The following is a 14710-nucleotide window of genomic DNA, read 5'->3' on the forward strand; positions in this document are numbered from 1 at the left end:
CGGCTGGACACCTGAAATCCGAAAATGTCCTGGCTTTTGCGCAGACGACAGAAGGAACTAGCCTGTCGGCTCCTCCACGATGCCGTCGTCTCCACTGCCAGCTGGTAAGCGTGCGGATTGACGCAGAAGTCCAACACGAGTATCGATCGGGTTGGGCTACAGTCGAATCCGCCGTCGACAAACTCTCCGGTAGAACAGTGCAGACGCCGCTCAACTGGATCCGAAAAGCGCAATCCGACGCCTCGCGCGTCGGAGAGGTTGGGAGGCTAATCGAGAACATGCCCCTTCATACGCCAACCCAAGTTCTCCTGATCGGTCAGCGAAAAGGTCGTTCATATCGAGCGAACTTCGAGAAGAGGTACATCGCTAGGGGATTCCGCATTTGTGTGATGCGCGCTACATAGTGTACAAAGTGGTCTACGTTTATATTGAACTCTTTTGCTGCTGCCCGGCCCGCGGGCAGCACTTGTGGAGGGATTGCCAGAACAGATGACGACCTTCGCGAACTTGTCAGCGAGCTGCGGGATCAAACCTGAGATCAACATGGCCGGTACTGGCGCCGCAAGGCGTTATCGCTCAGCCGACGCCGCAGTCAACCGGACTGTCCACCTGTTCAGTATCATCGTGTACGAAACGCTCGGTGCAGAGCTAATCGGCTATGCGCGTGAGCATCTCGCCTATTTCGAGGCGCAACGCCGAGTTCGCGAAGCGAACCATGGTCATTCACGGATCATGACAGCCTCGTTGGGGGCAGTAGCCCTGCCTAAGCGATGCTCCCCGCGGGTTGCGAATTTGAGGCCGGTTAGTGCGCCGAGAGGAGGACCTCGTTGTAGCCACCACGGCGCCACCGACCGGTTTGGAAGACCATCAACTGGGGTCTTCGCGCGGCTCGTGGAGCTGTTGAATGCTATTCCCGATCGACACTGAACTGCTCCAGAGCAGAGGCACGTTTATGCGTCAGTTGTTTCTTCGACAAACACAGGAGTAAAGGAATGAAATCTCGGCGATTAACGGTGACTGTCGCGTCGGTTCTCATGACAGGAGTGGCCTTGGCGGGATGCTCGAGTTCCTCCGGGGCCCCCAATAATGCTGTGGGAGAACCTAAGAGCGGTGGCACCTTGTCCTGGGCCGTGACCGGTGAGACCGCATCTATGGACCCGGCCGTCTGCAGTACGGTTGCGCCCCCACGATGCTCGACGATCTTCGGGACCCTGCTGCGCTACGACAACGCGACCGCAGAATTCACTCCCTACCTGGCCGAGTCATTCGAGAGCGTGGACGGGCAGAAGTGGACCTTGAAGCTGCGCGAGGGAGTCACGTTCAGCGACGGAACCCCGTTCGATGCCGCCGCCGTGGTGTTCAACTGGGACCGGATCAAAAATCCGCAGACGCTTTCGCCCGCGATACGCGCCACGAACGGCATGACATGGCAGGTTGTCGATCCACTGACCGTCAATGTCATGTCAGAGTCGCCGAACTATCAGCTCCCGTGGCAGCTGGTCAAGGGTCTCGGTGCGATCGGCTCACCCACGGCGATCCAGGCTGCGGGTGCGGAAGTGGGGAACACGCCGGTCGGTGCCGGCCCATTCGTGCTCACGCGGTGGACGCGCGGTACCCAAATGGAACTAACCCGCAACCCCACCTACTTCGAACAGGGCTTGCCCTACCTCGACGGCTTGACCACAAAGGTAATCAACTCCGAGGACCAACGGTTGAACGCTCTACGTAGTGGCGAGGTCGAGGTCGCCACGTCCTCCTTCAAGAAAGACACCGAAACCGTCGCAGGCATAGGTGGCTACGACATCTACGACACCCCTCTGGTCGGCGGTACCGGATTGATGTTCAACTACACCGATCCGGCGATTCAGGACCAGGATCTTCGCCAAGCCATCCAGCACGCCATCGATGGGAGCCAGATCAACAACGCTGTGGCCCCCGGCGAGGCAGCGGCCGATACGTTCGTCAGGACCGATGACCACGCACTTGGCACCTTTCCGGCGCTGGATCTCTCCGAAGCGCAGCGTCTCTTCGACAAATATCTGAAGAAAACAGGCAAGACCGGTGAAACCATTTCCCTGCTGACCTACGCGGGTTTTCCAGTCATGGAACAGACTTCCCAACTGCTCCAGGCACAGCTGCAAGAGATCGACGGACTTACCGTACGGCTCGAACCTGTCGACAACACGACGATGCTCAAGCGAAAGAGGCAGCGCGAGTACCAGATTGTGGTCACCGCCAATCTGTCCGAGGACCTCGACTCACTGTATGACATGTTCCACAGCGACGGAGCGCTTAACGCCATGGGCTACTCGAATCCCAAGGTCGATGAAGCCCTCGACATCACGCGCGCATCCGCGAATCCTGACGAAGTCACCAGTGCCTACCAGGTCGTCAACGGCGAGATCTCGAAAGACGCCCCGTTCCGAATCTGGCAGAACATCTCAGGTTACCTCTACGCAGATGACAAGGTGGAGGGAATCGCCGCCACAGGAACTGCCGCAGGTGCCGCGTTCCAATGGGAGCGCGCCTGGTTCAACTGATCGGGGCTGCGAAGACAAAACTTCGGTAGCCGAGAAACTTGACTTGGGGCTAATATCGTTGTCCAACAGCAAATTTCCGTTCTGACCAATGCACTCGGTGGAGGAATCGCCAAGAAGATTGTCGATTGGTGCATGAGCAACATCGCGGAACTGCCCACGCCCGTTTCGCTCGACCTGGTCGACCTCACCCCCGCCGCGGTCGACGCGGTCCTGGGCAAGTATCAGGCGGGTTCGCTGACAATGACAGTCGCCCCTGGTGACGAGGGAATCGGCATCCGGATGGGTAGCGCAAAGGACCTCGGCGAGTACGAGGACATCGTCTGGCCGCCGGCGATCCCGATTGCCTTCGTCAACGACAACAACTTCGCCGCTCGTGCGGACACCACTCGGGCGTTGGGACGCTTCGTCACCGACGACACCGGACGCGCTGTGATGCTGGAATTCGGCGGGCGTACCGCTAAGCGAGTGGCTTAGGCCGGTAGGGGACGACGCCGAGACCGAAGCGGGTAGCGTGGAGGATGCCGAGGGCAAATCGAATGTGTGCCGTCACGCCACGTCGTCCTCGTCATCCACATCGGCCGGAAGTTGAATGGTCGAGAATGGAGAACCGCCATGGCCTCGAACCCGACCGATGTGTCGAATTCTGTCGACGTTTCCCAGTCACCTGCCGCGCAGCAGGCGCAAGGATCGGCAGATTCGACGCCGTCCTGTCCGGCTTGTGGGCACAGTCTGGAATCCCACGATCCCCTCGGAATTCGATTCTGCGGTGTGACCTCGGAGCGGAATCTTGACCGAAAATGCATCTGCCCGGATGAGCATGTGAGCATGCAGCACTACACGCGCTATTGAACACCACCCAGAATTAACGCACTGCATTGACAATTTAATGCAGTGCGTTATAGCGTCCTCGCATGGCATCAGTAGATCCCAAAAGTGCAATGGTCGATGTCGCCGAGCGGTTGCTCGGCACCCAGGGAGTCGACGCGCTCTCGATGCGAGATGTGGCAAACATTGCGGGCCAACGCAATACGTCTGCGGTGCAGTATCACTTCGGTGGACGCGATCAACTGCTCATTGAAGTGTTCCGTCGCCGAATGGTGGCAATCGCAGAGGATCGACGTGCCTTCTTGGCGACAATCGACGCAGCCGGCCGTGGCCGCGAATTGCGAGCACTCGTCGAGGCGTCGATCGTCCCTTTTGCGTCCTCGGTGAGCAGATCCGTCGACGGCGCGAACTACGCCGAATTCATTGTCAGACTCCTTCCTACGGTGGACTATTTTGGTCCAGATCTTGATTCCCCCGGCAATGTGAACCGAGAAATCCATCAAAGGTTGGTGTCTTCATTGACACATCTGACGGAGAATCAGGCTGCTGAGCGAGTCGAGATGATGTTCACTATGGCGTTCTCGGCGATCGCACTACACCTGAAACGTGGTGCGCTCGGAATTGGCTCTGCTTCAGCAACTTTCGACGACTATGTCGAACATGTCCTGGTGGTGGCTGTTGCTGCGTTGTCCGCTGGGCAATCAGTGTGATTGTTGACAAACAGAAATGAGCAAAGATGGACGTTTCCTCTCGTTCCGAAGCCGATAATGCTGCGTTGGATGCAGCCTGGGCAAAAATGTGTGACGACCTGCGGTCCGCAGGCACTCTTGTGGCACGTGACCCGGTGGCAGTCGATCCCACGATGCGCTCGGCGGGATACCGATACTTGCTGAATCTTCTCAATGCGGGGCTGGAGCAGATGGTGTTCAGTGCTGACCCGCAATACCCGGAAGTCGGCCACCTCCAAGATAATACGAAGCGTTATGCGACTGAGTCTCCGGACTGCTTGTTCGGTCACGCAACTCTCGATGCGGTCGGTACATATCGACTGACAGGTACCGGCGGGTGCGCGCGATATCTTGGGCTGACGTTGTACGACTCCGTCAATCTGTACGAGAACCTGGACCGCGCTGCGCTCGAGCGCAGAGATTTTGCGGCAGCGTTCAAGGCCGCAACGGCCGGCACCCTTGGTGCGATGTCGAATCCCGGCGGAATCACCTTGGATGCAAACGGCGACTTCGAGGTGATCATCAGTGCTGAGCGCCATGACGGGAATTGGCTGCCGATGGACGCCGCTGCGACGAAGCTGATGATCCGTCAGTACTTCTACGACTGGGAAAATGAAGAGCCGTATCATATTTCGCTCGAGCGGCTGGACTTTTCAGGAACTGGTCCGGTGCCGGACCCCGTGGTGATCGCCAGTCAGGTGACGAGAGTCGGTGAGTTCGTCGACGGATTCTCGGACTACTGGGCAGCAATGTATGCGGCCCGCGCCGGTGACCGCAACGTACTGCGAACACAGCCACCCGTCAGTGAGACCTACGCTTCCGATACCGGGTACATCGCTTACGGCGGAGGAAGTTTCGAGATCGGCGACGACGAAGCCGTCATCATCGAGGTGACACCACCGGACTGCCATTTCTGGAATATCCATCTCGGCGACTACTGGGGCCAGTCGCTGGACTACACGTTCCGCCAGACGTCGCTCAACGGACACCAAGCAGTGCTCGACGGTGGGGTCTTTCGGGCAGTTCTTGCACATCGTGATCCGGGAGTGGCCAATTGGCTCGACACGGCCGGAAACCGCTTCACTCGTTGCGTGTACCGATGGTGGCTCGCCGGCAGTGACGATCTGCCGACGCCCACCGTGCGAGTCGTGAAGTTTGCTGACCTGGCCGAGGAACTACCCGGGGTCGAACGGATTTCGGCGGACGAAAGAAAGTCGATGCTCGATCGTCGCCGTCGTGCGGTACTGGCTCGCTATCAGCGATAGAGCCGACTATTCTGCGCGGGAGAACACCGCTACCAGGAAGCCGGAATCGTCGGTGAACGGTCGTAGGTCCCACGTGGAGAGCAGCAGATCAACCGTAAGCCCGCTGGCTGACGCGTCGGCCAGGAAGTCCGAGAATTCGTAGTCGCGGCCGGCGCCGAAACCGACGACCACGCGTCCGGTCGGGGAGATATGACGGGCGAACCCGGCCAGCACGGTCCGTCGGGTCGACGGCGCGAGGAAGGTCACCACATTGCCGGCGCACACGATGACGTCGAAATCGGCCGCAACTCCACGACTGGGCAGATCCAACTCCGCAAGATCGCCGACGAGCCACGTGGGTCCGGGGTAGTCCGCTTCCGCTGCGGCGATCAGTACCGGATCAACATCGACGCCGACAACCTCGTGGCCGGCTTTCTGCAGGTGACCTCCCAGGCGTCCCGGCCCACAGCCTGCGTCGAGAACCCGGCCGCCGCGGCCGAGCATTGCGTCGATCAGCCGAGCCTCACCGACAATGTCATTGCCTTCCGCTGCCATGGTCCGGAAGCGTTCGATGTACCGCGTGGAATGTGATGGGTCGGCAGCGGTGATTTCTTCCCACTGGCTGGGTGTGCGCTGGCTGGGGGCCGGTTCAGTCATCCTGTGATGGTACCGAGCCTCATTTTCTCCTGACTGAGGATGCCAACCGTCAGGAGGAGCAGCGCGAGGATGTACGACGCCATGATCCAGATGTCGGTGGGTTCGGGCTGCCACTTGTCTGCTTGGCCCAACAGAATAATGGCGTCCGAGAAGAGAAACAGTGCTCCGCCCAATCCTGCAGTCTTGTTGTAAGCCAATGAGGTTGCCGCGGTGCAGACCAGGATTGCGGCGTAGATCGGGACGGGAATCTGGAGTTCGCCGAGGCCGGAGCAGGTGTAAACAACAAGGGCGATGGCGGCGGCGGTGTAGGCGAGGAGAACCCACGGGTTTTTACGGATACCTTGCAGCGCTCCGCGCGAGATGAAGAAACGGATGAAGCAGAGGTGGCCGATCGCGAAGGCCGCCATTCCGACGATGAAGGTGCCGTCCCAGAGAAGGAACAGATCGCCGAAGGCGCACGCGATAAGCGCGGCGGCGATAATTTTCGGTCCGTGATCCACCAGAACCCAGGCGGCAAGGAGCGGAGCGAGCATCACTTTTGTGATGCCATCCCACGGCGTCACGTCCGCGCCGTTGAGGATCAGGTGCGCGACGGCAACAATCGCGAAGGCAACAAACCACGGACTCCGCACGATGAGCTTTTCCACTGTCATCGATCCACCGTATCGGGACTTAACGGATGAACTCCGCTGCTCGCTCGGCAAGATCGAGTGCCGGTTGCGGCAGCACTCCGAGGATCAGTGTCACGCCGGCGCCGAGGCCGATGACACTGCTGGTGAGCGCACTCGGAACAACGACGCTCGGGGCGTCGTCAACAGGATCGGTGAAGAACATCAACACGATGACTCGCACGTAGAAGTACGCCGCAATCGCGCTGCACAGGACACCGACAATCACGAGTGGGGCCGCGCCGCCCTCCGCGGCGGCTTGGAACACCGCGAACTTGCCGATGAATCCACTGGTCAAGGGAATTCCGGCAAAAGCGAGGAGGAACAGTGCAAACACGACTCCGATCAACGGTGAGCGTCTACCCAATCCGGCCCAGCGATTCAGTGTGGCAACTTCGCCGTCAGAGTCACGCACCAGAGTGACCACCGCAAAAGCGCCGAGCGTGCTGAATCCGTACGCGAGTAGGTAGAACATCGTCGAAGACAGACCCGCATCCGAATCGGCGACCACCCCGGTCAGGATGAATCCGGTGTGTGCGATGGCCGAGTACGCCAGCATTCGCTTCATATCGGTCTGCGTGAGAGCGACAACGGAACCGACAACCATCGTGGCGATCGCAACGCCCCACATCAGTGGACGCCAATTCACGTACTCGTTGGGCAGCGCCACGTAGAACACTCGCAGGATGGCTCCGAAGCCGGCGATCTTGGTGGCAGTAGCCATGAAACTGGTGATCGGGGTCGGTGCACCCTGATACACGTCGGGAATCCACGAATGGAAGGGCACTGCGCCGACTTTGAACAACAGACCTACTGCAAGCAGGGCGGTGCCGAGCCACAGGAAGGAATCGTTCTCCGTTCCGATTCGTGCCGCATCGGCGATACCGGAGAGCGTGACCGTGCCGGCATAGCCGTAGAGCAGGGCAATGCCGAACACGAAGAACGCCGACGAGAATGCCCCGAGCAGAAAGTATTTCATCGCCGCTTCCTGCGACAGGAGACGGCGTCGTCGCGCCAATCCGCACAGCAAGTACAGCGGAAGTGAGAACACTTCGAGCGCAACAAACATCGTGAGGAGATCGTTGGATGCGGGGAAGAGGAGCATTCCGCCCACCGCAAAGAGCGTCAGTGGGAACACTTCTGTTTGTGCAACACCGGCTTTGGTTGCTTCTTGTTCGGCAACGCTGCCGGGAACGCTCGACGCTTGAGGCGTGAAACTCCCCAGCGCGTCCTCGTGATTCTCGGCAGGCACCGTATCGCCTGATCCGCGCTCGGCGATCAGCAACACGGCCGGAATCGCAACCAGCAGAATGGTGCCTTGCAAGAACAGGGTGGGACCGTCGACGGCAACGGATCCCGCCATTGCCAGTGATCGAGTGCCCGCGAGTGCGACGACAGCCACAAATGCCGCAGCCAATCCGCCGATACCGAGGACCAACTGGACGGGGTAGCGCACGGAGCGAGGTGCAAACGCTTCGACCAGCACTCCCACCACCGCGACACCGAATACGATCAGCATCGGTGACAGCAGGCTGTATTCGACACTCGTGGAATGGGATGCAGGCTCCGCGAGAAGGGCCAATCCGTCGAAGGAACTCATTTGTGGGCACCTTCCTCGGTACTGGCATCGGCATCGGCATCGGCGATCACGGGTGTGGGCACCTCATCGACGACGGTGTGGCTGACCGCAGGGGTAATGATGTCGAGAGCCGGTTTGGGGTAGATGCCCAGGAAGAGCAGGAGCGCGATCAACGGCGCCACCACAACAAGTTCGCGGCGAACCAAATCGCGGATTTTGTCGGAGCCTTCTTTCTCGGGACCACCCATGATCCGCTGGTAGAGCCACAGGATGTAGATCGCAGACAGGACCAGCGCACTGGTCGCGATGATGGCAGCGACGTGATAGCGCGTGTATGTGCCGATCAGGACCAGGAATTCGCTGATGAACGGCGCCAGGCCGGGAAGCGAGAGAGTGGCAAGTCCGGCAACGAGGAAGGTGCCGGCAAGAACCGGTGCAGCTTTCTGCACACCGCCGTACGCCGCGATGGCGCGTGTACCACGCTGTGAGACAAGGAAACCCGCGATCAGGAACAGCGCGGCCGTCGAGATTCCGTGGTTGACCATGTACAGAGCGGAACCGGCCTGGCTCTGACTGGTCATCGCAAAGATCCCCAGAATGATGAACCCGAAGTGCGAAATCGACGTGTACGCGATCAGGCGCATGATGTCGGTCTGCCCGATCGCGAGAATCGCGCCGTAGACGATGCCGATCACTGCGAGCGTGATGATCCATGGCGCAAACGTCGCGGACGACTCCGGAAACAGTTGCAGACAGTAGCGAATCATCGCGAAGGTACCCACCTTGTCGACGACGGCCATCATCAGAACAGCTGTCGACGGCGTGGATTCCACCGCCGAATCCGGCAGCCAACTGTGCAGCGGCCAGAGTGGGGCCTTGACCGCAAACGCAAACATGAAGCCGAGGAACAGTGCGTTGAGTACACCTGGCCCGACACCCAGATCGCCGTTCGCAGCTGCTGCGGCGATGGTTTGGAAGTCGAAAGTTCCTGAGGTGAATGGGCTCTCCGCGCGGGCGGTCACCACGTAGAGGCCAACGACTGCCGCGAGCATGACCAACCCGCCGAGCAGGTTGTACAACAGGAATTTGACCGCGGCGCGTGACCGGTTGGCACCACCGAAACCACCGATCAGGAAGTACATCGGTATCAGCATTGCCTCGAAGAAAATGTAGAAGAGCAGAACGTCGAGCGCGCTGAACGACAGCAGCACCATCGATTCGACTACGAGGATCAAGGCGAAGTACGTGTGCGGCAAGCGTCGTGGCGGTTCGTCCGGGGTCTCCGCCGGCACCGCGGGGACGTCGTTCCATCCGGCAACCAAGAGCAGCGGCACCAGTACTGCCGTCAGTAGAACGAGAACAAGTGCGATGCCGTCCAGTCCCAGGCTGTAACTGGTCCCGAATGCGGGTATCCAACTGTGCCTTTCGACGAATTGGAACTGCTGTCCGCCGCGGTCGAACGTGATGGCGAGGGCCACACCGATCGCGAGGACACCCAACGACACCGCAAGAGCAACGGATTTGGCGATGTGAGACATCCGGGCCGGAAGTGCGACCACCACTGCGGCGCCAACAAGGGGGAGTAGCCACAGGAATGTCAGAGCGGGGAAGCCGGCGTTTGTCACAGATTCGTTCACCACAGTGTCACCGCCATCATCGTCGCGACCACCAGCGCTGCACCCACGAACATCACCAAGGCGTAGGAACGGACGAAGCCTGTCTGCAGCTTGCGGACCAGGCCGGAAAGTCCGCTGACCGCCCCGGCAAAGCCGTCGACCGCACCGTCGATGCCTTTGGTGTCGACCACCTCCAACGTCTGGGTGAGCTGTTGGCCGGGCTTCATGAACACCGCTTCGTTGAATGCGTCGCCGTACAGATCACGACGGGCGGCGACGGTCAGCGCGGACACGGCAGTGGGCGCCTCCACCGGGATTTCCCGAGTTGCATACTCGCGGTAGGCAACTCCGACGCCGAGCGCGACTACGACCAGGGCCATCAGGGTAATGGTCCACGCGGGTATCGGCGGCTCCACGTGATGGGCGCCGACAACGGGTTCGAGCCAGTTCTGCAAGCTGGACCCGATGGTCAGCAGCATGCCGGCGCCGACGGATCCCACCGCGAGCACAATCATCGGAGACGTCATCACGGAAGGGGATTCGTGTGGATTCTGGTTGTCCCATCGAGGTTTCCCGAAGAAGGTCATGAGCATCACGCGGGTCATATAGAACGCGGTGAGTGCGGCACCCAGCAACGTGACCAGGCCGAGGACTATGCCCTTGACCCCGCCGTCGCCGATGGCAACTTCGATGATCTTGTCCTTGGAGAAGAAGCCCGCAAACGGCGGAACACCGATGATGGCAAGGTATCCGAGCCCGAACGTGACAAACGTCAACGGCATGAATGCTCGCAGTCCGCCGTAGCGTCGCATGTCGGTTTCATCGTTCATTGCGTGCATCACCGAACCGGCGCCGAGGAAGAGACCGGCTTTGAAGAATCCGTGGGTGATGAGATGCAGGATCGCGAACGCGTATCCGGCGGGCCCCAAACCGGCTGCGAGCACCATGTACCCGATCTGGCTCATGGTCGACGCGGCGAGAGCTTTCTTGATGTCGTCCTTCGCGCAGCCGATGATCGCGCCGAACAGGAGCGTGACCGCTCCGACGATCACCACCACTGTTTGGGCGTCGGGTGCCAGGTTGAAGATCGGGTTGGAACGCACGATGAGGTAGACACCCGCAGTGACCATCGTTGCCGCATGGATCAGCGCCGACACCGGTGTCGGGCCTTCCATCGCGTCGCCCAGCCAGGACTGCAACGGCACCTGCGCGGACTTCGCGCACGCCGCCAGCAACAACATGAGACCGATGGCCGTCAGAACCCCTTCACTTGCGCCTGAGGCGTTGCCGAAAACTGTGGTGAACGACAGCGATCCGAAAGTGTTGAACATCACCATCATTGCGATCATCAGGCCGATGTCGCCGACTCGGTTGACCACAAACGCCTTTTTTGCCGCGGTCGCTGCCGTCGGCTTGTGCTGCCAGAACCCGATGAGCAGGTACGACGCCAATCCGACGCCTTCCCAGCCGACGTACAGGCCGAGGAAGTTGTCGGCGAGGACCAGAAGCAGCATCGCCGCCAGGAACAGATTGAGGTACGCAAAGAACTTGCGGCGCTCGGGGTCGTGGTCCATGTATCCGACCGAGTAGATGTGGATCAGCGAGCCGACGCCGGTGATGAGGAGAACAAAGCACATGGAGAGTTGGTCGAGTTCGAGGCCGAACTGGACCTGCAGACTGTCAACGGGCACCCAGCTGAACAGGTGCTCGTTGATGCTCCGATCGGCGGTGTCGCGGCCGAGCATGCTGACGAAGAACGCCACTCCCACGGCAAACGACGCCAACGCCATGACGCACGCGAACAGGTGCCCCCAGGTGTTGGTGCGACGACCGGCAAGGAGTAGGACGGCAGCGCCGCACAGCGGCAGGGCAGGCAGTAACCAGATGGCGGACGTGATTCCTCCTGACATATCAGTACTTCAGCAGGTCTACGTCGTCGACGGATACAGAACGCCGAGATCGGAAGATAATCATGATGATTGCCAGGCCCACAACCACTTCCGCGGCGGCCACAACCATCGTGAAGAACGCAAAGATCTGGCCGTCGAGGTTGCCGTGCATCCGCGCGAACGTGACAAACGCGAGGTTGGCGGCGTTGAGCATCAACTCGATGCACATGAACACGACAATGGCGTTGCGTCGTAGGAGAACTCCGGCCGCGCCGATGGTGAACAGCAGAACCGACAGGTAGAGATAGTTCTCGGGATTCATCGGTTGTTCTCCTCTCTGCTTGTCGGATCCTGCATGCGCGGCGTGAGGGCGCTCGAGACCGAGATGCCCGACGGCGAGCCGTCGGGCAGCCGCGCCGGTATGTCGACAGCGTTGTTCCGGGCGTAGACACCGGGACTGGGCAGCGGTGTGGCCGAGCCCTTTTCGGGATTGTGCTCGTCGCTGCCCAAATACTTGAATCGCTGCTGCGAGAGTTCGCGTTGACTCATCGATGCCTCGATCTTCTCCCGGTGTGCCAGCATCATCGCGCCCAGCGTGGCCGTGATAAGCAGTGCGCCGGTCAATTCGAAGGCCCAGACGTAGCGAATGAAGATCAGATCTGCGAGCGCGTCGATGTTGCCCTGCTCGAGGTTGGTGAACCCGGTGAATCCCGAGATCGATGCGTTGCCGAGTCCGCCGATCAGCAGCAGACCGAAGCCGAGACCGATCACGATCGCGCTGACGCGTTGTCCCCGCAGTGTTTCGACCAGCGAGTCCGAGGAGTCGACGCCTACCAGCATCAGGACGAACAGGAACAGCATCATCACCGCACCCGTGTACACGACAACCTGAACAACTCCGAGGAACAAGGCACCTTGAACTATGTAGAACACGGCCAGGATGATCATGGTCATCGCCAGGAACAGCGCCGAATACACAGCTTTCGGCGCCGCAACAACTCCGAGTGCGCTGATCACGGCGAGAGTGCCGAGAATCCAGAACTGCACGGCCTCACCCGTCGACGTCGACGTCAGCGTTCCCTGTGCGAGAACCTCCGCGGTGATCGCGCTGATCATTGTTCCGGCTCCTGGCCGGCCGCCGCGATGTCGCCGCGGTAGTAGTCGTCCTGCGTTGTTCCCGGGCGCAATGCGTGCGGAGGCGCATCCATGTCGGGCTTCAGGGGTGCGAGCAAGCGGTCCTTCTCGTAGATCAAACCGGCGCGATTGTCGTCGGCCATCTCGTATTCGTTGGTCATGGTCAGCGCACGGGTGGGGCACGCCTCCACACACAATCCGCAACCGATGCACCGCAAGTAGTTGATCTGGTACACCTGGCCGTACCGTTCACCGGGGGAGTATCGCTCGTCTTCGGTGTTGTCCGCGCCTTCGACATAGATCGCGTCGGCGGGGCACGCCCACGCGCAGAGCTCGCAGCCGATGCATTTCTCGAGACCGTCGGCATACCGATTGAGTTGGTGGCGACCGTGATAACCCGGCGCCGTCGGCCGCTTCTCTTCCGGATAGAACTCGGTTTCCGGCTTCTTGAACATGGTCGAAAGCGTGACGCCGAATCCGGCAAGGGGTCCGAGGAATTCAGGCATGGGAGTCCTCCGATGTTTCGGTGGGTGCAGCTGTCTCGGTGGGTGTAACCCCGGTTCGGCTGAATGCAGAAACCGTCTGACCAGGCATCGGCGGCACAGGGAAGCCGCCGGCCATGGGATCGAACGGCGTGGGATCGAAAGGCGCGGTTGCGGTTGCGGCAGGTGGTTGCTCGACGTCGCGTCGGTGGCCCCGGTAGAGGCCACCGACTGCAAGAACAAGCGTGCCGCCTAGCGCCACACCGACGCACAGCAGCACCAGCCAGGTGTTGTACCCCGCGTTGCGGAAGGCGCGTACCGAGGCGATTGCCATGACCCACACCAATGCTGCTGGAATGAGGATCTTCCATCCGAGATTCATGAACTGGTCGTAGCGCAACCGGGGCAGCGTGCTGCGGAGCCAGATGAAGATGAAGAGGAAGAACCAGACCTTGCCGATGAACCACAGCACCGGCCACCACCCCGAATTTGCGCCGTCCCAGAGATTGAACGGGAACGGTGCGTGCCAGCCGCCGAGGAAGAGTGTCGTGGCCAAGGCCGAGACCGTCACCATGTTCACGTATTCCGCGAGCATGAACATCGCGAACTTGAGTGACGAGTACTCGGTATGGAATCCGCCTACCAGTTCGCCTTCGGCTTCGGGAAGGTCGAATGGCGCGCGGTTTGTTTCGCCGACCATGGCAACTACGTAGATGAGGAACGAGGGAAGGAGCAGGAAGACGTACCAGGATCCTTCCTGGGCGCTGACGATCCCGGACGTGGACATGGTTCCGGCGTAAAGGAATACGGCGGCAAACGACAAGCCCATCGCCACTTCGTACGAGATGACCTGCGCCGTGGATCGAAGAGCGCCGAGCAGCGGATAGGTCGATCCGGACGACCACCCGGCAAGAACGATTCCGTACACCCCGACGGAGGTGACGGCGAGGATGTACAGAACGCCGACCGGAAGGTCCGTGAGCTGCAACGGCGACCACGTTCCGAAGATCGACACTTCGGGGCCGAACGGGACAACCGCAAACGCCATGAACGCAGGCACGACGGCAATGATCGGAGCCAACATGTAAATCGGTTTGTCGACGCCGGACGGTGTGATGCCTTCCTTGAGAGCCAGTTTCACGCCATCTGCCAGGCTTTGCAGCAATCCGCGCGGGCCAACCCGGTTGGGGCCGACACGCATCTGCATTCTGGCCATGACCTTGCGTTCGACGTAGATCGCGATCAGCGTTGTGAGCAACAGGAACACGAAGATCACCAAGGCCTTGGCGATCACCAGCCACAGTGGATCGTGCCCGAACGCCGAAAGGTCCACGGGTTCAGCGATAAA

At 60.3% G+C, this 14710-nt stretch carries 14 protein-coding genes; 5 read left to right on the forward strand and 9 right to left on the reverse strand.

Features of this window, described 5'->3' with window-relative positions:
• The first annotated feature begins 992 nt into the window (after positions 1–992).
• The 5 genes from R4P64_RS15465 (at position 993) to R4P64_RS15485 (ending at position 5358) form a co-directional block, all read left to right on the forward strand.
• On the forward strand, positions 993–2540 hold the full coding sequence (locus R4P64_RS15465; protein WP_317821571.1) for an ABC transporter substrate-binding protein: 1548 nt from the start codon (positions 993–995) through the stop codon (positions 2538–2540).
• A gap of 132 nt (positions 2541–2672) precedes the next feature.
• On the forward strand, positions 2673–3014 hold the full coding sequence (locus R4P64_RS15470; protein ID WP_317540554.1) for a hypothetical protein: 342 nt from the start codon (positions 2673–2675) through the stop codon (positions 3012–3014).
• 138 nt (positions 3015–3152) lie between these two features.
• The gene (locus R4P64_RS15475) at positions 3153–3389 is read left to right on the forward strand and encodes an RGCVC family protein (RefSeq protein WP_092808583.1); all 237 of its coding nucleotides are present in this window, start codon (positions 3153–3155) and stop codon (positions 3387–3389) included.
• 62 nt (positions 3390–3451) lie between these two features.
• Positions 3452–4075: a helix-turn-helix domain-containing protein gene (locus tag R4P64_RS15480; RefSeq protein WP_317821573.1), complete on the forward strand. Its 624-nt coding sequence runs from the start codon at positions 3452–3454 to the stop codon at positions 4073–4075.
• Between the two features lie 26 nt (positions 4076–4101).
• Complete coding sequence (locus R4P64_RS15485) at positions 4102–5358, forward strand: DUF1214 domain-containing protein (protein ID WP_317821575.1); 1257 nt, start codon at positions 4102–4104, stop codon at positions 5356–5358.
• A 6-nt stretch (positions 5359–5364) separates the two neighbouring features.
• Here the strand turns inward: R4P64_RS15485 and R4P64_RS15490 are convergent, their stop codons facing one another.
• From R4P64_RS15490 to nuoH, 9 genes are read right to left on the reverse strand one after another with little or no spacing between them, the layout of a single operon-like run.
• Entirely contained in the window at positions 5365–5994 is a 630-nt protein-coding gene (locus tag R4P64_RS15490; RefSeq protein ID WP_092808442.1) for a class I SAM-dependent methyltransferase, read from the reverse strand.
• Complete coding sequence (locus R4P64_RS15495) at positions 5991–6647, reverse strand: lysoplasmalogenase (protein WP_317821577.1); 657 nt, start codon at positions 6645–6647, stop codon at positions 5991–5993. Before R4P64_RS15495 ends, R4P64_RS15490 begins: the two co-directional genes overlap by 4 nt.
• A 19-nt stretch (positions 6648–6666) precedes the next feature.
• Entirely contained in the window at positions 6667–8262 is a 1596-nt protein-coding gene (gene nuoN / locus R4P64_RS15500; RefSeq protein WP_033234865.1) for an NADH-quinone oxidoreductase subunit NuoN, read from the reverse strand.
• Complete coding sequence (locus tag R4P64_RS15505; protein ID WP_317821632.1) at positions 8259–9878, reverse strand: NADH-quinone oxidoreductase subunit M; 1620 nt, start codon at positions 9876–9878, stop codon at positions 8259–8261. Before R4P64_RS15505 ends, nuoN begins: the two co-directional genes overlap by 4 nt.
• Positions 9875–11767, reverse strand: coding sequence for an NADH-quinone oxidoreductase subunit L (gene nuoL, locus R4P64_RS15510; RefSeq protein WP_233366172.1), 1893 nt, complete (start codon positions 11765–11767; stop codon positions 9875–9877). The genes R4P64_RS15505 and nuoL overlap by 4 nt, the downstream gene beginning before the upstream one ends.
• Before the next feature lies 1 nt (position 11768).
• A complete protein-coding gene (nuoK, locus tag R4P64_RS15515; RefSeq protein ID WP_033234863.1) occupies positions 11769–12068 on the reverse strand; it encodes an NADH-quinone oxidoreductase subunit NuoK in 300 nt (99 codons plus the stop codon).
• Positions 12065–12862, reverse strand: a complete 798-nt coding sequence (locus R4P64_RS15520) for an NADH-quinone oxidoreductase subunit J (protein WP_317821581.1) — start codon at positions 12860–12862, stop codon at positions 12065–12067. The genes nuoK and R4P64_RS15520 overlap by 4 nt, the downstream gene beginning before the upstream one ends.
• Positions 12859–13386 (reverse strand): NADH-quinone oxidoreductase subunit NuoI, encoded by a 528-nt coding sequence (nuoI, locus tag R4P64_RS15525; RefSeq protein WP_033234861.1) that lies wholly within the window; start codon positions 13384–13386, stop codon positions 12859–12861. Before nuoI ends, R4P64_RS15520 begins: the two co-directional genes overlap by 4 nt.
• Positions 13379–14638 carry an NADH-quinone oxidoreductase subunit NuoH gene (nuoH, locus tag R4P64_RS15530; RefSeq protein WP_411742679.1) on the reverse strand — a complete coding sequence of 420 codons (1260 nt, stop codon included), beginning with the start codon at positions 14636–14638 and terminating at the stop codon, positions 13379–13381. Before nuoH ends, nuoI begins: the two co-directional genes overlap by 8 nt.
• Positions 14639–14710: the final 72 nt, after the last annotated feature.

This window comes from Rhodococcus sp. IEGM 1366 (assembly GCF_033142425.1).
In the GTDB taxonomy this organism is placed as follows: domain Bacteria; phylum Actinomycetota; class Actinomycetes; order Mycobacteriales; family Mycobacteriaceae; genus Rhodococcus_F; species Rhodococcus_F globerula.

Excerpts from the sequence above, each read along its gene's own strand:
- nuoK (WP_033234863.1), bottom strand. The coding sequence starts at position 12,068 with ATGAATCCCGAGAACTATCTCTACCTGTCGGTTCTGCTGTTCACCATC.
- R4P64_RS15490 (WP_092808442.1), bottom strand. The coding sequence starts at position 5,994 with ATGACTGAACCGGCCCCCAGCCAGCGCACACCCAGCCAGTGGGAAGAA.
- R4P64_RS15520 (WP_317821581.1), bottom strand. The coding sequence starts at position 12,862 with ATGATCAGCGCGATCACCGCGGAGGTTCTCGCACAGGGAACGCTGACG.
- R4P64_RS15480 (WP_317821573.1), top strand. The coding sequence starts at position 3,452 with ATGGCATCAGTAGATCCCAAAAGTGCAATGGTCGATGTCGCCGAGCGG.
- R4P64_RS15475 (WP_092808583.1), top strand. The coding sequence starts at position 3,153 with ATGGCCTCGAACCCGACCGATGTGTCGAATTCTGTCGACGTTTCCCAG.
- R4P64_RS15470 (WP_317540554.1), top strand. The coding sequence starts at position 2,673 with ATGAGCAACATCGCGGAACTGCCCACGCCCGTTTCGCTCGACCTGGTC.
- R4P64_RS15465 (WP_317821571.1), top strand. The coding sequence starts at position 993 with ATGAAATCTCGGCGATTAACGGTGACTGTCGCGTCGGTTCTCATGACA.
- R4P64_RS15495 (WP_317821577.1), bottom strand. The coding sequence starts at position 6,647 with ATGACAGTGGAAAAGCTCATCGTGCGGAGTCCGTGGTTTGTTGCCTTC.
- nuoI (WP_033234861.1), bottom strand. The coding sequence starts at position 13,386 with ATGCCTGAATTCCTCGGACCCCTTGCCGGATTCGGCGTCACGCTTTCG.
- nuoN (WP_033234865.1), bottom strand. The coding sequence starts at position 8,262 with ATGAGTTCCTTCGACGGATTGGCCCTTCTCGCGGAGCCTGCATCCCAT.
- R4P64_RS15485 (WP_317821575.1), top strand. The coding sequence starts at position 4,102 with ATGGACGTTTCCTCTCGTTCCGAAGCCGATAATGCTGCGTTGGATGCA.
- nuoL (WP_233366172.1), bottom strand. The coding sequence starts at position 11,767 with ATGTCAGGAGGAATCACGTCCGCCATCTGGTTACTGCCTGCCCTGCCG.